Here is a 19,700-nt window from a genome sequence, read left to right as displayed (position 1 = left end):
GCGAGGTTGGCTGCGCCGTTAAATAAAGAATTGTATGTCTGACATTGAGAACACACCTGAGCAAGTACGTTTCGCCGATTTCGGCCTGGCGCCGGAAATCCTGCGCGCCCTGACTGACCAGGGTTATGTGCACCCAACGCCGATCCAGGCGAAGGCGATCCCGATCCTGCTGCAGGGCCGCGACGTGATGGGCGCCGCCCAGACCGGCACCGGCAAGACGGCCAGTTTCTCGCTGCCGATCATCCAGCTGCTGCTGGCGCACGCGAGCGCGTCGATGAGCCCGGCGCGCCACCCGGTGCGCGCCCTGGTGCTGGCGCCGACCCGCGAACTGGCGGTGCAGGTGGCCGAGAACGTGGCCGCCTACTGCAAGCACACCCCGCTGCGCTCGACCGTCGTGTTCGGCGGCATGGACATGAAGCCCCAGACCGCCGCCCTGCGCAGCGGCGTGGAGATTGTCATCGCCACCCCGGGCCGCCTGCTCGACCACGTCGAGCAAAAGAATATTTCGCTGGGCCAGGTGCAGATGCTGGTCATGGACGAAGCCGACCGCATGCTCGACATGGGCTTCCTGCCCGACCTGCAGCGCATCATCAATCTGCTGCCGAAGAAGCGCCAGAACCTGATGTTCTCGGCCACCTTCTCGCCCGAGATCAAGAAGCTGGCCTCCAGCTTCCTGACCGACCCGATCACGATTGAAGTGGCGCGCTCCAACGCCACCGCCGAAAAAGTGAGCCAGGTGGTGTACAAGGTCAACGAAGACCACAAGCGCGACGCCGTCGCCCATATTTTGCGCCAGCGCGAGATGAAGCAGGTGATCGTGTTCTCCAACACCAAGATCGGCGCCTCCCGTCTGGCGCGCGGCCTGGTGACGGAAGGCATGAAAGCCGCCGCCATCCACGGCGACAAGACCCAGCAGGAACGCATGCAAGCGCTGGACTCGTTCAAGAAAGGCGAGATCGACGTGCTGGTCGCCACCGACGTCGCCGCGCGCGGGCTGGACATTTCCGACCTGCCCTGCGTGATCAACTTCGACCTGCCATACAACGCCGAAGACTACGTGCACCGCATTGGCCGCACCGGCCGTGCCGGCGCCTCCGGCGACGCGATCTCGATCTACTCCGACAAAGACGAACGCCTGCTGGCCGACATTGAAAAGCTGATCAAGCAGACCGTCCCGCGCGGCACCCTGGAAGGCTTCGTCCCCGGCGGCTTCCGCAGCGACGAACGGCACGGCGAACGCCGCCGCGACCGCACCGCCGCCGACCGCAGCGCCGGCGAGCGCCCAGCCTTCGAGCGCAGCAGCGCCCGCCCGTCCGGCAGCGCCGGCCCGCGCCGCGAAAAAGTCGACCCATGGTTCCTCAAGCCCTACGAACCGACCCGCAGCAACGCCACCCCGGCCACCGCCAGCGCCGCCACTCCGGCCAAGCCCAAGCAGAAAATCGCCGCCCTGCTCGGCGGCCTGCCGAAGGGCTAAGCCCCCAGCCAGAAGCCCAACGCCCGCCCCCAGCGGGCTTTTTTTCTTTCTGGAATCGAAAACCAAAAACCGGTGCCAGGTCTGTCATTCGGACACGCACGCACAATGTTTGATCTATTTCAATACCGAAAAAAGACTCATTTTGCGTATTGAGGTAGATCAAAGAACTGGTCTAGCTGTCCGAATGACAGACCTGGAACCGGTTTGTACCGGTTTTTGCTGTGACTATTTGTGAGCTTTTAATTACTGAACTATGCTATTGTCGGTCGATGACTTGTACAGTATGCAACTTTCCTCTCAGCGCTGGGCTGTCGGCCTGGCATCGTACTTGCCGCCGTTGCGCTTATGAGAGCGCGTCGCTGGCCATCGCCATCAATGATGCGGCCGTCCACGACGTGGTCGATGAGAATGCGCGCGAGCTGGCGCTGCGGGCGCTGCGGCAGCAGAACTTCCGCAAGATCGTCGCCCTGGCGCGCGAGCATGCGGCGCCCGGGGCGCGTATGTTGCTGGATGTCGGCAGCGCCCACGGCTGGTTCCTGGAGGCGGCGGCGGAGCAGTTCGAGGCCTGCGGCATCGAGCCCGATGAAGGCGTGGCGCAGCATAGCTTGGCGCGCGGCCTGCCCGTGCGCGTGGGCTTTTTCCCGCAGGTGCTGGACGCGGGGGAGCGTTTTGATGTCATCGTCTTTAACGATGTCATCGAGCATATCCCCGACATCCGCGCTGCGCTGCGCGATTGCCATGCGCGTTTGCCGCCGGGCGGCACCCTGGTGCTGAACCTCCCCAGCAGCCAGGGCCTGTTCTATCGTCTCTCGAAACTGATGGCGCGCCTTGGCCTGCGCGGTCCTTTCGACCGCCTGTGGCAGGTCGGCATGCCTTCGCCGCATGTGCATTACTTCACGCCGGATAACCTGGCGCAGCTGGTGCAGGGCGAGGGCTTTTCCTTGCGCCACCAGAGCGAGCTGCAGGTGGTCAGCGCGGATGGCCTGTGGCAGCGCTTGACCATGGTGGGCCAGGTCAATCGCGTGTCGGCGGCGCTGCAGTATGTCCTGATACGCGCCGGCGTGCTGCCGCTGGCGCGCCTTTTCCCGAGCGATATCATGGTCTGCATTTTCAGCAAGCGCTGATGGTAGAATCCTGCCCATTTGCTAACTTGCCTTTCATATTCTGTGTCCCAGCTTGCCGACCAAACCATCGCGATCCTGCTTCCTTGCTATAACGAAGAACTGACCGTCGCTAATATCGTCCGTGACTTTAACGCTTGCCTGCCGCAGGCTAAGGTCTACGTCTTTGATAACAACTCCAAGGACCGCACGGTCGAAGTGGCGCTGCAGGCCGGCGCTATCGTGCGCCGTGTGAACCATCAGGGCAAGGGCAATGTGATCCGCCGCATGTTTGCCGATATCGATGCCGATATCTACATCATGGTCGACGGCGATGACACCTACGATGCGAGCGTGGCGCCGCAACTGGCGGCGAAGCTGCTGGATGAGGGCCTGGATATGGTGGTGGGTACGCGCGTGACGGAGGAGCGCGAGGCGTATCGCTTCGGCCACCGTTTCGGCAACCGCCTGCTGACGGGCTGCGTGGCGACCGTATTCGGCAATACCTTTACCGATATGCTGTCCGGTTATCGCGTTTTCTCGCGCCGTTACGCCAAGTCTTTCGCGGCGCACGCGGCGGGATTTGAGACGGAAACCGAGCTGACCGTGCATGCGCTGGAGCTGCGCATGCCGGTGGCGGAGGTGCCTACCGTGTACAAGTCGCGTCCCGAGGGTTCGTTCAGCAAGCTGAATACCTATCGCGATGGCATTCGCATCCTGTGGATGATCATTAAGTTGTACAAGAACGAGCGTCCCTTGCAGTTCTTCGGCGCCGGCGCGCTGGCGAGCCTGGTGGCGGCGCTGGTGCTGGCGGTGCCTTTGCTGTCGACCTTCCTGGAGACGGGCCTGGTGCCGCGCTTGCCGACCGCCGTGCTGTGCACCGGCCTGGTGCTGCTGGGCGTGGTGCTGCTGTCCTGCGGTTTGATCCTGGATACGGTGACCAAGGGCCGCATTGAGCAGAAGCGCTTTGCTTACCTGGCCGTGCCGGCCCCGCGCCGTTAAGCGATGATCGCGCTGCGAAGGTTGGATCGCGCAGGCTGGCGCCGTGCCTTGCTTTTGGGCGTGCTGGTTGCGGGCTTTTTTTCGATCCGCATGGGCCAGGACAATAACTGGGACCTGCACAATTACCATTTGTACGGCCCTTTCTCGCTCTTGAACGGAAAGGTGGGCCTGGACCTGGGCGCGGGCCAGTGGCAGGGTTATTTCAACCCGACCATGGACCTGCTGTATTACGGCCTGGTGATGCACTTGCCGGCGCCGCTCACCAGCCTGGCGATGGGCCTGCTGCAGGGCTTGAACTTCGTGCTGCTGGCCTGCTTGGCCGTGGCGCTGCTGCCGCGCCGTAACGGTGCGCCGGCGTGGGGCCTGTCGCTGCTGTTGGCGGCGCTGGGTTGCCTTGGCCCGGCGTTCCTGTCGCAGTTCGGCAGCACCATGGGCGACAATACTTCGGCGCTGTTCGTACTGGGCGGCTTGCTGCTGGTGGTGCGCGGGGCGCAGGATCGGGCGCGCGCGGTGTGGCGTGTGCCGCCCGGGCGCAATCTGCTGGGCGCGGGCCTGTTGCTCGGCATAGGCGCGGGCTTGAAGCTGACCAATGCGACCTATGCGCTGGCGCTGTGCCTGGCACTGCTGGTGCTGCCGGGCCGGCCGTGGCTGCGCGTGCGCGCGGCCTGGTTGTATGGCTGGGCGGTGCTGGCGGGGATCGCGCTGGCGGCGGGCCACTGGTATTGGCGCTTGTGGCAGGCGTTCGGCAATCCGCTCTTCCCGCAATTTAATAATATCTTCGGCAGCGCGTTGGCGCCGCCGGTCGGCATCGGCGATACGGGCTGGCTGCCCAAGACTGTGCTGGAGCGTGTGCTGTGGCCTTTCATTTGCATGATGGATCCGCGCCGCATCAGCGAGCTGCCGTTCCGTCATCTGCTGTGGCCTGTGATTTATGTACTGGGCGCTGCGGTGCTGGCGCTGGCGCTGCGCGCGCTGCTGCGCCGCCAACCGGGGCCGCTGGCCGCGCAGCGGGGCACGGCGTTCTTGCTGGCCTTTGCCGGCGTGGCGTACCTGTTGTGGCTGAACCTGTTCAGCATTTACCGCTACCTGGTGCCGCAGGAGTTGCTGGCGCCTTTGCTGTGCTGGCTCTTGCTGACGGCCCTGGTGCCGGGCGAGCGCGGACGTCGCCTTGCGCTGGCTTGCGTGCTGCTTGGCGGCTTGTCCTTGTTCTCGTGCGGGGACTGGGGGCGTGCCGGCCGCGCCTGGGAGCCGTTCGCGGTGGATCTGCCGCAGCTGGATGCACCGGCTGCAACGGCGGTGGTGGCGATCAAGTCTGATCCGCCGCAGGGCTGGCTGGTGCCGTTCTTCCCGAAAGAAGTGGTGTTCCTGTCGCTGTCCAACGGTTTCCCGGAATCGCCGGGCTATGTGGAGCGCGCCTTGCAGACGCTGCGTGCGCGTCCGCAGCGCTACCTGATGATGGGGCCGGGCCCGGTGCCGGACCTGGCGGCCGCGCAGCCGCGTTTGCAGCCCTATGGTTTGCAGGCGGTGCCGGGCAGCTGCCGCCGGTATGCGGCGATGATCGGCACCAGCCCGAACGATTACACGCTGTGCGCGCTGGAGTTCATTACGCCAGCGGCGGCGGGCGACGGAAAGTAACCGTCTTGTGCAGGACGAAGCTGAGTGCGGGGCCGGAGGCCAGCACCATCGCCAGTCCCACCAGGTAATGCCAGCCCATGGCTTCGGCCAGGGCGGACAGGCTGATGGTGAGCCCCAGGCTCACTAGCGAGACCGCGAGGAATTTGCGGTAGCGCTGCCAGCTTGGCGACTGCTTGAACGTCAGCTTGCTGTTGGCGAAATAGGAAAACACATTCGCCAGGAAGAAGCCGGCGATATGCGCGGGCACCGGCGTGGTGAGCGCGGCTTCCACCAGTACCACCACGGTGCCCGAGTGCAGCACCGTGGCAATCCCCCCGACAAAGATAAAGGCCACTACCTGGCGGTAGCGGTCGGCGAGCGCGCGCAATGTGGACAGCATGGCGGCTCAGGGCTTGGCCGGCAGCACGTGCATGCTGTACAGGGCGATGCCGAGCATGCGGCCGTCCTCGCCCATGCCTTGTTCGCGCGGGGAGGATGGCTGTGGCACGCTGATCACCAGCTTGCGGGCGGCGCCGGCGGCGTCGAACTTCAGTTCCAGCACAGCGTGCTCGGCGGGCAGCACGAGCTGGCGTTCCTGTTCACCCAGGCGCACGGTGAAGGCTTTGCCGACATTCGGGCCGAAGGCGGCGGCGTCGAGCTGCAGGGTGAATGGCCCGGATGGCAGTTCCTGGAACTCCAGCGTCACTTCCTTGCCTTCGGACCAGCGGCCCCACGGCTCATGGCCGGATAGGCCCTGCGTGTGGGCCAGGCCCCATTCGTATTCGGGGCGGCCGAATTGCACGCGTCCATCCTGCTCCGGGTCGGGGATGCGCAGCATGTCAAAATCGCGCCGCTTGAGCAGCACTTCCAGCCCTTGCGGCGCGCGGTAGCGGCCAATCAGCATGACGAAGTCGCCTGGCTTGCCCAGCTCCGCCAGCGGCAGTTCGCTGTCGGGCGGCAGTACCAGCAGCTTGACGGCGGGGTTGTCGATCATGAAGCGGGTTTTGAACAATTCGCCCGCGCTCTTGCCGATCAGGGTCAGGCGATTGGTTTCCTCGCGGTGCAGGTAGTCGCGCGCGAACATGCCGGCGCGGATAAACAGGTCGGCGTGCTGTTGCTTGCGCACTTCGGTGTTGACGGCGCTGCCGGAGAGGATGGCGAACAGCGGCAGGTAGGCGAAGATGAACAGGCGCGCGCCGGTGCGGCGGCGTACCACCCACACGGCCAGGCAGGCCAGTCCCAGTGCCGTCAGCAGCTGGCCATGCAGTGGGTTCAGCAGCATGCCGAACAGTTCGGGGCTGTCGATGTGGTTGGGCGTGAACGTGGGCAGACAGCGCAGCAGGGCCCACAGGGCGGCGGCGCCGGCTGGCAGGGCGCACAGCAGGCGCGCGACGCGGCCCGGCTCGTGGCGCCAGGCTGCCGCGTGCGCTGCCACCAGCAGGAACAGCAGCGGCACCAGGAAGTCGTAATAGCGCATGTGCAGGCGCGCAATGCTCTCGATCGCGACGCCGGGGCCGGCCACCTTGGCGGAGAACACCGTGGTCACCGCCAGCAGGGCGCCGAAGGACAGCACGGTGTACACCGCCATGGCGCGCAAGGCGGCGTGTTCCGGCCCGCGCAGCGCGCGGCTGAGCGTCAGCGGCACGATGGCAAGCGGCAGGGCGAACATCAACAGCAGGCCGGCCAGGTGGCCTTTCAGGCTGAGGATGATGTCGGGCAGCATGTCGAGCAGGGTGCGCGGGATGCCGGCCTGGTTGCTGTACATGACGCCCAGCAGGTGCAGGCCGGTTTTGCCGCCGAACAGGTAGCCCAGGGCAAAGCGCACGCAGGCCGCCAGCGCCAGGGCGCCGGCCAGCCACAGGGCCGCTTGCGCCAGCCAGTGGCGCGCGCGGCCGGCTGCCGGCACGCCGGCGCTGCGCGCGCCATCCCACGCCACGTAGGCGATAAACACCATCCACGGCGGCAGCAGGAACAGCGCGTGCACTTTGACCAGTGCCAGCAGGGCCAGCACCGTGGCGCTGGCCAGCAGGCGGCGCCAGTCGGGCCGTTGCTGGAAGCGGAAGCAGCACCAGGTGAACAGCCAGAAGCCGCAGTAGTACATGGCTTCGGGCATGTAGAAGGCGGTATAGGCGTTGGCGGGGCGCAGCACGGCCAGCAGGGCCACGGCGCAGGCCACGGAGCGCGGCACCACCAGGCGCGCCAGCATGTAGAGGAAGGGGGCGGCGCCCAGGTAGAACAGCACGTTGAGCAGGCGCGCGCAATCCAGCGCGCCGGCGCCGCACTGGCTGGTCAGGCCGTACACGCTGTAATACAGGTAGTTGGGGATGATGGCGTCGCGCAGGGACTCCAGGCGCGCGGCGCTGCTATAGGTCCATTCGTCGCCCATGATGTTGGGATAGACGCCACCGTTGCGCAGCACCATGTACACCAGGGCCAGGGCCAATACGCTCCAGGCGCTGGCGGTCAGCGAGAAGCGGGGCAGGGAGAGGCGCGGCAGGGCCGCGTGCAGGCGCTTCAATTGAACACCCATCGTTTGCCCAGGGTGAAGCCGATGCCGGCCACCAGCACCAGCGAGACCAGCTTGCCCGGCAGGGCCATGCCGGCCAGCTGCACCGATAGCGCGACGCAGGCCAGCGTGAGCAGGTAGTTAAAGGCCACTACCGTCAGGTAGCGCGCCAGCGCGGCGCCGCTCGGGGTTTGCTGGAAGGTGATGTGGGCGTGGAACAGGAAGTTGAACAGCAGGCCGGCCAGGAAGCCGGCCGAGACGGCAGCCACCAAGGGCACGTCCATCCACAGCGCGCCTTGCATCAGGCCGATGTCAATGGCGGCGCTCAGCACGCCGCCTGCCAGGTAGGTGGCCAGCTGGCGCTGGCGTTGCATCAGCTCACGCATGGCGCACCTCGCGGCGGCGCGCGCGCTGGTTCTTGTGGATCGGGCGGCGCGGCACCGAGGCGATGTCCTGCGCCAGGAAGGCCAGCAGCAGCTGCATGCCCATCAGGATCGGCAGGGCCGACAGCATGACGGTGCCGGCCGGGGTGGCCTGGCCCATGCTGGCCGAGTGGTACCAGTGCCAGCCGCCGTAGATGCTGCCGAACAGGAAGAGCAGCAAGCCGAGTGGCGCCTGGATCGAGGCCAGCGACATATTGCGCAGGTAGTAGTTGTAGAACACGCGCTTGCCGAAGTTGCGCAGGTGCTTGAAGGCGAATTCGGTGACGATTTTCGAGATCTTCAGGTTGCTCACTTCGTCGCCATAGCTGGCGTCCATCGGCACGTCCACCACCACCGCGTGCAGGGTGTTCAGGCGGAACAGCATGTCGGTCTCGAAGAAATAGCGCTTGCTGATCTTGTGGAAGGGCAGGTGGCGCGCGGCGTCGGCGTGGATCGCGGTGTAGCCGTTGGTCGGGTCGAACAGGTTCCAGTAGCCGGACGACAGCTTGGTCAGCAGCGACAGCATGGCGTTGCCGAACAGGCGCATGGGCGGCATCTGGCCGATCTGCTCCAGGTCGAAGAAGCGGTTGCCCTTGGTGTAGTCGGCTTCGCCGGACACGATGGGCGCGATGAAGTCGGGCAGCAGGGCCGGGTCCATCTGGCCGTCCCCGTCCACCTTGACGATGATGTCGCAGCCGGCCTCGATGGCGGCGCGGTAGCCGCTCATCACGGCCCCGCCCACGCCCTGGTTCTCGCTGTGGAACACCACCGTCACGCGCGGGTCCTGGCATTGCGCCTGCACCAGCTTGCCCGAGCCGTCCGGGCAGCAGTCGTCCACCGCGAAGATGGCACTGACCTCCGGTCCGATGGAGGCGATCACGCCCAGGATATGGCGCGTGACCTTATAGCACGGCAGCACCACCGCCACACGCGGTGCGGCTGGGATGGTCAGTTGGTTCGGCTGGTTCATACTTAGAACTGGAAATAGATAAAGGGATTAAAGCCGCGTTCGACTACCGACAGGCAGGCTAACACGTACAGGCCGGCGCTTGCGCTGCCCAGCCAGAGCGGGCGGCGCAGCACGCGCCAGCGCAGGCGGTCGAAGGCATTATCGCCCAGCAGGCACATGGCGCCGGCCACCAGCAGCAGGAACAGCACTTTCGGCTCGGTCAGGGCGGCGTTGGCCTGCTGCCACAGGGGCGCTTCGCCCAGGCCGGCCATGGCGCGCCAGAAGCGGTTGGCCTCGTCCATGCTGCTGGCGCGGAATGGCACCCACAGCAGGGTGGCCACCAGGAACAGCGGCAGGCTGCCCAGGCGCCAGCTGGACATCTTCAGCCAGCCGGCGCGCTCGGCCACCAGCAGCAGGCCGTGGCCGATGCCCCAGGCCAGGAAGGTGTAGGCGGCGCCGTGCCACAGCGCGCACAGCACGAACACTACCACCAGGTTGCGGTAGGTGCGTAGCGCCGAACCGCGGTTGCCGCCCAGCGGGATGTACAGGTAGTCGCGGAAGAAGCGCGACAAGGTCATATGCCAGCGCTGCCAGAACTCGGTGATGGAGTCGGCGGCGTACGGGCGGTTGAAGTTGCGCGGGAAGCGGAAGCCCATCATGCGCGCCATGCCGATCGCCATGTCGGTGTAGCCGGAAAAATCGAAGTAGATCTGGAACGAGTAGCAGATGGCGCCCAGCCAGGCAGCGTAGGTGGTGAGCGGCACGCCGGGCGCGTGCAGCTGGTCGGAGACGGCGCCCAGCGGGTCGGCCACCAGCACCTTCTTGGCCAGGCCGAGCACGAAGATCACCACGCCCCAGAACATATCGCTTTGCAGCAGCTTGCGGTGGCGCAGCTCCAGCTGCTCGCGCACTTCGGCGTAGCGCACCACCGGCCCGGCGATCAGGTGCGGAAACAGGAAGATGTAGATGGCGAATTTGTGCAGGCGGCGTTCCGGCACGATGCGCCCGGCGTGCACGTCCAGCAGGTAGGACAGGAAGTGGAACACGTAGAACGAGATCCCCAGCGGCAGCACGATGCCGAGCCGCGCCACCGTGCCGGCCAGGTCCAGGTGCAGCAGGTCGCCCGTCACTTGCGCCAGGAAGCCCAGGTATTTGTAGAACACCAGCGGCAGCAGGTTGGCGGCGATGGCCAGGCCAAGCAGGACGCGTGCGCGGGCCGGGGCCGTCGTGCGCCAGTTGCCGAGGATGAAGGCCAGGCCCCAGTTCGCCAGCAGCATGGCCAGCGCCACCACGGTCAGGGCGCCGGCGCCCAGCACGTAGAAGCCGATGCTGGCCAGCAGCACGAAGCCGTTGCGCAGGGCGCGCGGCAGCAGGCAGTACAGCGCAAAAAAGGCTGGCAGGAACAGGAACAGGAAGGCGGGAGAGGAAAAGACCATGCCGGGAAATCCGAATCGTTGGGGATCAGCGCATCTGCCAGACGCCGGCCTGGATGTCGAGCGCCTGCGCCACCAGGTATTTGCAATGGCCGCGCGCCAGCGCTGGCAGCGCGGGCAGGGTCAGGTGGCGGCTGATCTTGCGGAAGTAGCGGTAGTGTTCCGGCATGCCGGCGCGCAGCATGCCGTCGCTGAAGCTGTTGCCCCACAGGCAGGTGGACGGCAGCAGCGCCGGGTCGTCCAGCGTGCCGGTTTCAAATTCCAGGCCGCTGGCCTGGGCGTCGCGCAAGTGGCGCGTGTGGCGGGTGGTCCAGCTTTGCACCAGCTCCGGCTCCAGCACGCGTTCTTCGGTGTTCAGGCGGCCGGCGAAGCGCGCTTCCACGCCCTGGAACGGCACGTAGCGGTATTCGCGCGCGTGGCGCCAGCGCAGCGGCGAGCCTTCCAGCTCGGCGATGCGGTTGGTGACGGCGGCGGCAACGTCCATGGCGGTAACGTCGGTCCAGTGGAAGTCCTGGCGCAGGTAGGGCGGCGGCGAGCCGGCCGGCGCGCTGCGCTGGATCGCGTCCACGTCGATGAAGTTGAGCGAGGGCGTGCGTCGCAAGCCGTCGTAGAAGGCCATGAAGTTCGATTGCGCCGGCAGGCGCGGCGCGAAATAGGGCAGGCGCTCGCCGGTGGTGTAGTGCTTGCTGATGGGCGCCAGCAGTACCAGCGTGACGCCTTGCTCCTGCAGCTTTTTCGCATAGGCGTCCAGCGCGGCCAGCATGGCGGCGCGGCGCTGCGGGTCGGCCATCTTTTCTTCGGTGTGCGGCAGCTCGATGTCGGTCTGGCTGCGGTTGAACAGCTCGCCCTCGCTGCCGTAATAGACGCGGCGCGAGGAGCCGAACAACTGGTAATCGAGTTCGTTCTTGCTGCGGACCATGATGGTGCGCAGGCCAGCGTTGTCGGAGAACCAGCGCTCGAAGGCGGCGTAGTTATGGTCGATCGCGTGCCATGGGCCTTCCCAGCGGGTGGGCAGCGGCGCCAGCGGGCGCAGCTCTTCCAGTGGTACGCCGGGCGCTTGCCCGAGCACCGTGTAGGCCAGGGGCAGGGTGCTCAGGCCGAGCACCGTGCCGACGGTGGCCAGCTGCGCAGTCTTGCGCCAGAGGCGGCGCAGGCGCAGGCGTGGCCGCGCGGCCGGCGCCGCCGCGGCATCGGCCGGCGCCGGCGCAGCCCGGCGTTGTCCGTCAGCGCTCATGCCTGCGCCTGGCCCTGCGGCGCGGCCTGCAGCAGCGCCAGCAGGCCCTGCGCGTTATCGCGCCAGGTCTGCCACGGCATGCCGCTGGAAGCGGGCTGCGTGCCTTGCGCGTGCTGCGCCAGCCAGCCGCGCACCGCTTGCGCCAGATCCGCGCCCTGCATGCCGCTGAAGTAGGCGGCGTGCTGCTGTGCCACTTCGCGGAATACCGGGATATCGCGCACCATCACTGGCAAGCCGTAGCTGGCCGCTTCGATCAGCGGCAGGCCGAAGCCTTCGCCTTCGCTCGGCGCCAATAGGCAGGCGCTGGCCAGGTAGATCTGCTGCAAGGTGGCGTCGTCCACGCCGCTCGGGCGCAGCAGGCGCCGGCCCAGTTCCGGGTGGTCCTGCAGGCGTGCCATGATTTGCGGGATGGTGCGGCGCTCGTGTTCCTGCAGCGGCTTCCAGCCCTCGTTGCCGACGATGACGAGGTTGGCCTCCACGCCCTCGGCCCACAGCTGCTCGAACGCGTCCAGCGCCTGCAGGTGGCCTTTGCGCGGCTCGATCGTGCCCACCATCAGGAAGCTGGGGCGGGCCGCGATCTGGCGCAGCAGTTCGCTGTCCTGCTGCGCTGCTGGCGGCGTGCCCAGGTCGGCGCCGTGGTGCAGCACCTGCAACTGCTGGCCGGGACGGCACGGCACTTGTTCCGAGGCCAGCCAGCCCGCCAGTTCATCGGCCACCGCCTGCGAAATGCAGATCAGGCGGTCGGCTTCGGCGGCCAGGCAGCGCAGCCAGGCCGCGTGGTTCTCGTCCGCGCGCGGCGGGAAGAATTCGGGACGCAACACCGGCAGCAGGTCGTGGATCAGGAAATTGATCGACAGGCCGCGCGCGCGCCAGCCGGCAAAGATGCCGGCACGTGCCGCCGTGGCGGTGGCGCGCGGCGCCAGGTCGGCGCAGTAGTAGGCATCGCCGGCCTGCAGGTCGAGCAGCGGGTCTTCGCCTTGCAGCACGTGGCTGATGCCGAGCAGCTCGGACACATAGCGGCGCGCGTAGCGGAAATGCGGCTCGCCGTCCTCGCTCAGGTAGACCGCCTCCACGCGCCAGCCGCTGTCGTGCGGCAGCTGCAACAGTTCGATCAACTGCTGGCGCACCACGCGTTCGATGCCGGTGCGCAGGTCGTGGCGCGCGATATTGGTCACGTCCACCAGCAACTGGCGCTGCTGCAGCGGATCGGGCGCGCGCGCCGTGCAGCGCGCCAGCTGTTCCAGCTGCGCCTGGCCCAGTTCCAGGCCCGGCACTTGCAGCAAGGCTTGCAGCAGCGCGCGGCGGCTGCCCGGGCGGGCCGCTAGCTCGCGCTCCAGCGCCTGCTTGTAATACCAGCCGCAGCGTTCCGGGCTGTTGCGCGTGCCCATCAGCGCGAAGGCGGCGGCGCCCAGCGCGGCGCGCCGTGCCGGGTCGTGGCGCAGGGTGTCGAGTGCCTGCACCAGCTCCGCGTGGCTGAAGCTGTCCGGCAGCATCCACACCGCGTCGTGCGGGAATTCGGCCATCGAGCCGTTGGCGTTGATCACGGTCGGCAGGCGGTAGATCATGCAGTCCAGCACCGTGCCCGAGGTTTCGCCGCGCGACTCGGCGCGCAGCTGCACGCCGACGTCGGCCGCCTGCAGGTAGAGAAGGTAGTCCTCGTCCGAGGTCCAGCCGGTGATCTTGATGCGGTCGCTGCCCGAAGCCTTGATGGTGGCCGTCAGGCGCGCGCCGTAGTCGCCGCCGTGGTTCTCGCCCACGAACACCAGGCGGCACTGGCGGTCGCCGTGCAGGGTGGAGGCGATCCAGCCTTCCAGCAGCTCCTGGCAACGCTTGGTCGGCGCCACGAAGCCGAAGTTGGCCACCACGAATTCGTCCGGCCCGATGCCAAGCGCCTTGCGCGCGGCGGCGCGGTCGTGCACGGCCGGCACGGCGCGCGGCAGCTGGGCGTAGCTCCAGTCGCGGCCCGCCTGCGGCCCGTACCACTGCCGCGCCAGGCTGCGCGCATAGTCCGAGTGCACGATCACGTGCGAGGCGTTGCGCAGCACTTCCAGGTTGGACGGATAGAGGCGGCGCCCGGTTTCATAGCCGTCCGGCCCCACGCTGTCGCGCACCGCCGCGTAGCCGTGCGAATGCAGCAGGGCGCGCGTCCACACGTCCGGCATGCGGTTGGTCATCTGCTCGTACGAGATCATGCCGCTCAGGTAGAAGTCGTGCAGCACCACCACGCCCGGATGGTCGGCCAGCAGCTCCAGCATGAAGCTGTGGAAGGGGCTGTTGCCGAACTGGTAGACGATATGGTCCAGGGCGTCGGCATGGGCGCGCAGCCAGGCGCTGTCGCGCACCGGCAGGTGCGCCAGCTCCGGCGGCAGGCTGACGGAGGGCTGCTGCACCACGATCTCAATTTCGTACCAAGGCAGCAGGGCCGGCAGCAGGCGCGTCGAGTAGTCGGCCACGCCGGTGCGCTCCGGCAGCATGGGCGAAACGAAGGCCATGCGCGGCTTGCGCGCGCCGGCCGGCGGCAGCAGCTGCGCTTCCTGCGCGGCCTGTGCGGCCAGCCTGCGCGCATGCTGCGCTTCCAGGCCGGCGATGGCTTTGCGCGCCGAATGGTCCCAGCTGAATTTCTCGCGCTGCACGCGGCCATGCGCGCGCAGGCGCTGCTGCAGCTGCGGGTCTTCCAGCACCTGCGCCATCTTGGCCGCGATGGCGGCCGGCTGCAGCGGGTCGAACAGGGCGTCCGGCGTGCCGATCACCTCCGGCACGCTGGTGGCGTCCGAGCCGATCACCACCGCGCCGCAGGCCATCGCCTCCAGCGCCGGCAGGCCGAAACCCTCGTGCTTGGAAGGGAAGATGAACAGGGCGGCACTGCGGTACAGCGTGACCAGCTCGTCGTCGCTGACATAGCCGGTGAAGATCACATCCTGCTCGGCCAGGCCGCAGGAGCGCGCATGGGCGCGCATGGCAGCGCCTTCGCTGTCCGACATTTTGCTGGCGATCAGCAGCTGGTAGCGCGCGCGCAGCGGCGTCGGCAGCAGGCCGAAGGCGGTGATCAGGCCGTCGATATTCTTGCGCGTGTCAAAGCCGCCCGGCGCGTACATCAGCACTTCGCGCTGGATGCCGAAGCGCGCGCGCAGCGCCGCCAGCTGCCCGGCGTCGGGCGCGCCGGGCTGGAAGGTGTCGTCCACGGCGGTGGAGATGGCCACCACGCGTTCCGGATCCAGGCCCAGGGCGTCGATGGCTTCCTGGCGCGAGTAGTCGGAAATGGCCAGCAGCAGGCCGGCGCGGCGCAGCGAGGCGATCTTGCGCTCGTAGTAGGCGCGCTGGGTCGGGTGCCCCAGGTAGGCGGCCGGGTTCAGGAACGGGATCAGGTCGTACAGCACCACGGCGGTGTGTTCGGCGCCGGCCAATTGGCCCACCGACACCACGCTGTCGTCGACATAGCCTTCGAACAGGCTGGTCACCAGCACCGCGTCCGGCTGCAGCTGCTCGATGAAATGCTCGCGCAGCAGTTCGCCGGCGCGCGCGCGCGGGCTGTTGGCCTCGAAGCGTTCGGCGCAATGGGTCGGGATGTCGAATACGCGGATGCGCTCGGCCGGCACCAGGCCGGCGAAGCGCGCGCGCAGTTCCTCGATGGCGGCCGGCAGGGCGCCGTTCATCACCAGCCAGATTTCATGCTCGCCGGCGTTGCGGGCCACGCCCAGCGCCAGTGCCAGCGAATAACGGCCGATGCCGCGGAAGCGGCTTTCCGATTGGGTACCTTGCAGGTCGATGACGATGCGCATCTTATTGTTTCCTAGCTTGTAGCGCTTGCAGTTCGCGCAGCACGCGGGCGGCGCGCGGAGACAGGCCGTTGCCGCCGTCGGCCAGCAGCGGCTGGGACGGCGCGGCGTCATGCGTGAGCATGAGGTTGAACAGGCGGGCGCGCAGGCCCGGCATGTAGCGCAGTACGTGCAGCGCGACGGCCTTCAGGCGCCGGTTGCCCAGCACGTAGCCGCCGGTGCGGTGCAGCGCGCGCCGTGCGCGGTTTTTAACGGCTTGCTGCATGCGGCCTTCGCGCTGGGCGGCGCGCAGGCGGCGCGCGATATCGCCGGCGCGGCGCAGCGGCTCGGTGATGCGCCAGGAGCGGCTGTTGAGCAGGTCGACCACGCGCTGGCCCATTTCCGCCGCGTGCGATTCGGCGCCCTGGATGCGCTGCTCCAGCTGGCCGGTGCGGTGCTCCTGCGCCGCCAGGGCCGCTTGCAGCCGGCCCAGTGTCTCGTTGGACGCGCTGTTCTGCTGCTGCAGGCTTTGTACCAGCAGGTGCAGTTGGGCGTGCTGGGCGGCGCGCTGCTCCTCATAGCGCTGCGCCAGCGGGCCCAGTGCGATGCCGTAGCCGGCGTCGAAGGCGGCGTCGAACGGCGTCAGCTGGCCGGCCGCACCGTTTTTCTGCGCTACCACGGCGTAGTCCGGGCTCACGCCTTCCAGCACGGTGATCAGGGCCAGCGGGGTTGCCGCGTCGTGCAGGCGCGCTTCCTCCTGCAGGCGCACCACCTTGCTGCGCGCGAAACCGGCATGCTCGGTCGCGAAGGAGAGCAGGCTTGGCGGCAGCGGATGCAGGTGGGTCGGGTCCATGTAGAAGCTGGTGGCGCCCACGGTCAGGTTCTCCGGGTTGGGCGTCTCCATCACCAGCAGGCCGCCCGGCTGCAGCGCGCGCAGCGCCTCGCTCACCAGTTCGCGCACCAGGTCGAACGGCAGGTGCTCCACCAGGTGGAAGGAGGACACCAGCGCCAGGCTGGCGTCCGGGCAGGCGCGCAGGGCGGCCAGGGCGTCCTGGTTCTGCACCTGCAGGCCGCGCTCGCGGCAAGCCGCCAGCATGCCTTCGTCCAGGTCGATGCCGCGCGCGGCGAAGCCCTGTTCGCCCAGGAGCTCCAGCCACTCGCCGCGGCCGCAGCCCAGGTCGAGCGCGGCCGGCCGGCCTTGCGCCTCGCCCAGGGCCAAAAGCGGCTCCAGGAACGGCTGGTAGGCGCGCAGGCGCTGCTTGATGGTTTCGCGCGAGCCGCGATAGCGGTCCTCGAAAGCGCGGTAGAAAGGTTGGCTCATCGGGTAATCTCCACGTGCGGTTCCAGCCAGCTGCTGCCGACGAACTCGCGCCGGTTCATGTTCATGACGATGAACAGCGAGGCCAGGTCGCGCCATTCGTAATTGTCGGCCAGGTGGGTTTCGCTGCTGGTCAGCGCGGTCGTGATGGAATAGCTGCCGGCACCCAGGTTGAGCGGGAAGCGGAAGCGGTATTCGACTTCCTCACCGGCCTGCAGGTTTTCCAGCGGCTGCTGCATATGGTGCGTATTGGTGCCGTAGATCGCCTGGCCCAGGCGGTCCTTGATCATATAGCCCAGCACCAGGCGCGGCACCGCCTGGTTGATGCGCACCTTGACGCGCAGCGTGACCGGCACGCCCACGTTCAGCACCTCCTGCGGCGCGCCTTCCTCGTTCTCCAGCGCGATCTCGGTCACGGTGGCGTGGCCGGTGCCGGAACTGGTCTGCACCCGGCCCTCGTCGGTCAGCACCTGCTGCACGGTCGACCCTTCGCGCTCGGCGATCAGCGCATTGTAGAAATCCATCACTTCTTCCGGCGTGCCCTGTTTGGCCAGGTGGCCGCGGTCGAGCAGGATGGCGCGGTCGCAAATGGCTTGCATGGCCGCGCGGTCATGGCTGACGATCAGCAGGGTCGTGCCCTGCTGGCGGTATTCGCGGATGCGCTGGAAGCTCTTGTGCTGGAAATAGGCATCGCCCACCGACAGCGCCTCGTCCACGATCAGCACGTCCGGCCGGCGCACAGTGGCCACGCTGAACGCCAGGCGCATCTGCATGCCCGACGAATACACGCGCACCGGCTGGTCGATATAGTCGCCAATTTCGGCAAAGGCCTCGATCTGCGGCATCAGGGCGGTGATCTCATCGGCGCCCAGGCCCAGCAGCTGGCCCGCCATATATGCGTTCTGGCGCCCGGTGAAGTCGGGATGGAAGCCCATGCCCAGCTCCAGCAGGGCGGCCACGTTGCCGCTGATGGCGACGCTGCCGGTGCTCGGCTGCGCGGTGCCGGTGATCAGCTTGAGCAAGGTGCTCTTGCCGGCGCCGTTGATGCCGATGATGCCGACCGCCTCGCCCGGCGCCAGCTGGAAGCTGATGTCCTGCAGCACCCACTTCAGGGTGTGGCGCTGGCGTTTGCCCGGCACCAGCCATTCGGCCAGCCGGTCCCATTGGTTGGGGTAGGTCTTATAGGCTTTGCCCAGGTTCTTGACGATTATGCTGCCCATTACAGTTCATCCACCATTTCGCCCGCGCGTTTGCGGAACAGTTGCAGGCCCACCGCGCAGAACAGCAACGCCAGCAGCGCGGCCGGCAGCAGGCTGCCCCAGTGCGGCAGCGTGTGCGCGACAAAGATGCCCTGGTAGGCGGCGGTCAGCGCCGCCAGCGGGTTCCATGCCAGCCAGGCGCGCACGCCTTCCGGCAGGGCGCTGGACGGGTACACGATAGGCGTGAACCAGAACCAGAACTGCAGCGCGATGGTGAAGAACTGGCCAACGTCGCGGAAGAACACATTCAGCACGCCCAGGATCATGCCCAGGCCCACCGCAAACAGGATATGCACGGCCAGCACCGGCAGCATGGCTAGCGCCACCCAGCCCGGGAAGGTGCCGGACAGGACCAGGAACACCAGGAACAGCGCGAAGATGATCGCAAAATTCACCAGCGCGTTCAGCACCACCACGATAGGCAGGCAAATGCGCGGGAATTGGAGCTTTTTCAATAGGTTGGCATGGTCCAGGAAGACCGACTGGCTGCGCGAGGTGATCTCCGCGAACAAGCCCCAGGTCAGCACGCCGGCGCACAGGTAGATGCTGTAAGCGAAGGCGCTGTCCACGCCTTTCAGGCGGTTGCCCATCACTTGCGAAAAGATCACGGTGTACACCACGATCATGGCCAGCGGATGCAGGATGGCCCACGCGGCCCCGAGCAGGGAATTGCGGTATTTGGCCTGGAATTCACGTTTGACGCTGCCGGCGATGAAGCTGCGATAGCGCCAGATTCCGCCCAGCATTGTGCGTGAAATCATGGAAAGGGGTGCCTGAACAAAAGGCGAAATTATACCACCGGCAACTATTTGCCCTTTCCGCAGTTTGTGTCTAAACGTAAGCTGGCCGCTTAACCTTGTGCCAACTTTTGCAGCGCCTCCGGCTTGACGATGACCAGGCGGTGCGTGCCTTTTTCGATGATGCCCTGCTGTGCCAGCGCCATCAGCGTGCGGGTCACGGTCTCGCGGCTGGTGTTGATCATATTGGCAATATCCTGGTGGGTCGGCAGGTTTTCCACCACGTGCACGTTGCCTTCTTTCTGCTGCTTCAGCAGCTCGATGAAGGTGTAAATGCGGCGCGAGGTGTTGTGGATGCTGAGCAGGGCGCGGAATTCGGAATCGCGCTGCACTTTTTCGGCCAGGAAGCGCAGCATCTGGTTCGCCACGGAAGGGGAGTGCGCGAACAGGTGCAGCGCGGTATTGCGCGGCAACAGGGCCAGCAGGCCGCCGCTCAGCGCCACCACGGAGGCCGAACGCAGCGAACCGTTGATGACGGCGATCTCGCCAAAGAAGTCGCCCGGCTTGAGCATGCGCAGGCCGATGGCGCGCCCATCCTCGGTCACGTCCACCACCTGCAGCGAACCGCTCAGCAGGAACAGCAGGCTGTCGCCCGGCGCGCCTTTTTGCAGTACCACGTCGCGCTTGTTGAAAGCGCGCACGCGCAGGTCGGCCTTGACGCGCGTCATCTCCTCCTCGCTCAGGTTGGCGAGCAGGGGAATCTTGCGTAAATGGATTTGCAAATTGACTTGCGCCGCATTGGCCTCGCCCGACGGGGCGGCAGCCACCTGCGCGGCCGCAGCGGCCGGGACCAGGTCTTGCTCAGGATCGTGGGTTTTATTCTTTGCAGTTGCCATG

The 19,700-nt window shown here is 66.9% G+C and carries 15 protein-coding genes; 4 read left to right on the top strand and 11 right to left on the bottom strand.

The features are described from left to right. Positions 1-34: 34 nt before the first annotated feature. From GTP41_RS09780 to GTP41_RS09765, 4 genes are all read left to right on the top strand, one after another. Complete coding sequence (locus tag GTP41_RS09780; RefSeq protein WP_161025397.1) at positions 35-1,474, top strand: DEAD/DEAH box helicase; 1,440 nt, start codon at positions 35-37, stop codon at positions 1,472-1,474. 269 nt (positions 1,475-1,743) lie between these two features. Further along, a complete protein-coding gene (locus GTP41_RS09775; protein ID WP_161025396.1) occupies positions 1,744-2,598 on the top strand; it encodes a class I SAM-dependent methyltransferase in 855 nt (284 codons plus the stop codon). Between the two features lie 42 nt (positions 2,599-2,640). After that, positions 2,641-3,576 (top strand): glycosyltransferase family 2 protein, encoded by a 936-nt coding sequence (locus GTP41_RS09770; RefSeq protein WP_161025395.1) that lies wholly within the window; start codon positions 2,641-2,643, stop codon positions 3,574-3,576. Positions 3,577-3,579: 3 nt separating this feature from the next. Further along, entirely contained in the window at positions 3,580-5,211 is a 1,632-nt protein-coding gene (locus GTP41_RS09765; protein ID WP_161025394.1) for a glycosyltransferase 87 family protein, read from the top strand. Here GTP41_RS09765 and GTP41_RS09760 read toward each other — a convergent pair. The 11 genes from GTP41_RS09760 to GTP41_RS09710 form a co-directional block, all read right to left on the bottom strand. Next, positions 5,180-5,590 carry a GtrA family protein gene (locus GTP41_RS09760; protein WP_161025393.1) on the bottom strand — a complete coding sequence of 137 codons (411 nt, stop codon included), beginning with the start codon at positions 5,588-5,590 and terminating at the stop codon, positions 5,180-5,182. The two genes, GTP41_RS09765 and GTP41_RS09760, sit on opposite strands and share 32 nt — an antisense overlap. 6 nt (positions 5,591-5,596) lie before the next feature. Continuing rightward, positions 5,597-7,708, bottom strand: coding sequence for an ArnT family glycosyltransferase (locus GTP41_RS09755; RefSeq protein WP_161025392.1), 2,112 nt, complete (start codon positions 7,706-7,708; stop codon positions 5,597-5,599). Next, a complete protein-coding gene (locus GTP41_RS09750; protein ID WP_161025391.1) occupies positions 7,705-8,082 on the bottom strand; it encodes a GtrA family protein in 378 nt (125 codons plus the stop codon). The genes GTP41_RS09755 and GTP41_RS09750 overlap by 4 nt, the downstream gene beginning before the upstream one ends. Then, on the bottom strand, positions 8,075-9,088 hold the full coding sequence (locus tag GTP41_RS09745; protein WP_161025390.1) for a glycosyltransferase family 2 protein: 1,014 nt from the start codon (positions 9,086-9,088) through the stop codon (positions 8,075-8,077). The genes GTP41_RS09750 and GTP41_RS09745 overlap by 8 nt, the downstream gene beginning before the upstream one ends. Before the next feature lie 2 nt (positions 9,089-9,090). Next, positions 9,091-10,503, bottom strand: coding sequence for an MBOAT family O-acyltransferase (locus tag GTP41_RS09740; RefSeq protein ID WP_161025389.1), 1,413 nt, complete (start codon positions 10,501-10,503; stop codon positions 9,091-9,093). A 25-nt stretch (positions 10,504-10,528) separates the two neighbouring features. Next, positions 10,529-11,734: an alginate O-acetyltransferase AlgX-related protein gene (locus GTP41_RS09735; RefSeq protein ID WP_161025388.1), complete on the bottom strand. Its 1,206-nt coding sequence runs from the start codon at positions 11,732-11,734 to the stop codon at positions 10,529-10,531. Further along, entirely contained in the window at positions 11,731-15,513 is a 3,783-nt protein-coding gene (locus GTP41_RS09730) for a glycosyltransferase (protein ID WP_161025387.1), read from the bottom strand. The genes GTP41_RS09735 and GTP41_RS09730 overlap by 4 nt, the downstream gene beginning before the upstream one ends. Before the next feature lies 1 nt (position 15,514). Further along, positions 15,515-16,810 carry a class I SAM-dependent methyltransferase gene (locus tag GTP41_RS09725; protein ID WP_161025386.1) on the bottom strand — a complete coding sequence of 432 codons (1,296 nt, stop codon included), beginning with the start codon at positions 16,808-16,810 and terminating at the stop codon, positions 15,515-15,517. Then, complete coding sequence (locus tag GTP41_RS09720) at positions 16,807-18,027, bottom strand: ABC transporter ATP-binding protein (protein WP_161025385.1); 1,221 nt, start codon at positions 18,025-18,027, stop codon at positions 16,807-16,809. The genes GTP41_RS09725 and GTP41_RS09720 overlap by 4 nt, the downstream gene beginning before the upstream one ends. Beyond that, a complete protein-coding gene (locus GTP41_RS09715; protein WP_161025384.1) occupies positions 18,027-18,827 on the bottom strand; it encodes an ABC transporter permease in 801 nt (266 codons plus the stop codon). Before GTP41_RS09715 ends, GTP41_RS09720 begins: the two co-directional genes overlap by 1 nt. A gap of 89 nt (positions 18,828-18,916) precedes the next feature. Further along, positions 18,917-19,699, bottom strand: coding sequence for a Crp/Fnr family transcriptional regulator (locus tag GTP41_RS09710; RefSeq protein ID WP_161025383.1), 783 nt, complete (start codon positions 19,697-19,699; stop codon positions 18,917-18,919). Between the last annotated feature and the right edge of the window lies 1 nt (position 19,700).

Origin of the sequence: Pseudoduganella guangdongensis, assembly GCF_009857475.1 — a bacterium.
GTDB lineage: Bacteria > Pseudomonadota > Gammaproteobacteria > Burkholderiales > Burkholderiaceae_D > Rugamonas > Rugamonas guangdongensis.
Note: the sequence above shows the minus strand (reverse complement) of the source record. Positions and strands in the feature narration are given on the sequence as shown.

Excerpts from the sequence above, each read along its gene's own strand:
- GTP41_RS09750 (WP_161025391.1), bottom strand. The coding sequence starts at position 8,082 with ATGCGTGAGCTGATGCAACGCCAGCGCCAGCTGGCCACCTACCTGGCA.
- GTP41_RS09780 (WP_161025397.1), top strand. The coding sequence starts at position 35 with ATGTCTGACATTGAGAACACACCTGAGCAAGTACGTTTCGCCGATTTC.
- GTP41_RS09715 (WP_161025384.1), bottom strand. The coding sequence starts at position 18,827 with ATGATTTCACGCACAATGCTGGGCGGAATCTGGCGCTATCGCAGCTTC.
- GTP41_RS09745 (WP_161025390.1), bottom strand. The coding sequence starts at position 9,088 with ATGAACCAGCCGAACCAACTGACCATCCCAGCCGCACCGCGTGTGGCG.
- GTP41_RS09725 (WP_161025386.1), bottom strand. The coding sequence starts at position 16,810 with ATGAGCCAACCTTTCTACCGCGCTTTCGAGGACCGCTATCGCGGCTCG.
- GTP41_RS09775 (WP_161025396.1), top strand. The coding sequence starts at position 1,744 with ATGACTTGTACAGTATGCAACTTTCCTCTCAGCGCTGGGCTGTCGGCC.
- GTP41_RS09730 (WP_161025387.1), bottom strand. The coding sequence starts at position 15,513 with ATGCGCATCGTCATCGACCTGCAAGGTACCCAATCGGAAAGCCGCTTC.
- GTP41_RS09760 (WP_161025393.1), bottom strand. The coding sequence starts at position 5,590 with ATGCTGTCCACATTGCGCGCGCTCGCCGACCGCTACCGCCAGGTAGTG.
- GTP41_RS09735 (WP_161025388.1), bottom strand. The coding sequence starts at position 11,734 with ATGAGCGCTGACGGACAACGCCGGGCTGCGCCGGCGCCGGCCGATGCC.
- GTP41_RS09740 (WP_161025389.1), bottom strand. The coding sequence starts at position 10,503 with ATGGTCTTTTCCTCTCCCGCCTTCCTGTTCCTGTTCCTGCCAGCCTTT.
- GTP41_RS09720 (WP_161025385.1), bottom strand. The coding sequence starts at position 18,027 with ATGGGCAGCATAATCGTCAAGAACCTGGGCAAAGCCTATAAGACCTAC.
- GTP41_RS09710 (WP_161025383.1), bottom strand. The coding sequence starts at position 19,699 with ATGGCAACTGCAAAGAATAAAACCCACGATCCTGAGCAAGACCTGGTC.
- GTP41_RS09765 (WP_161025394.1), top strand. The coding sequence starts at position 3,580 with ATGATCGCGCTGCGAAGGTTGGATCGCGCAGGCTGGCGCCGTGCCTTG.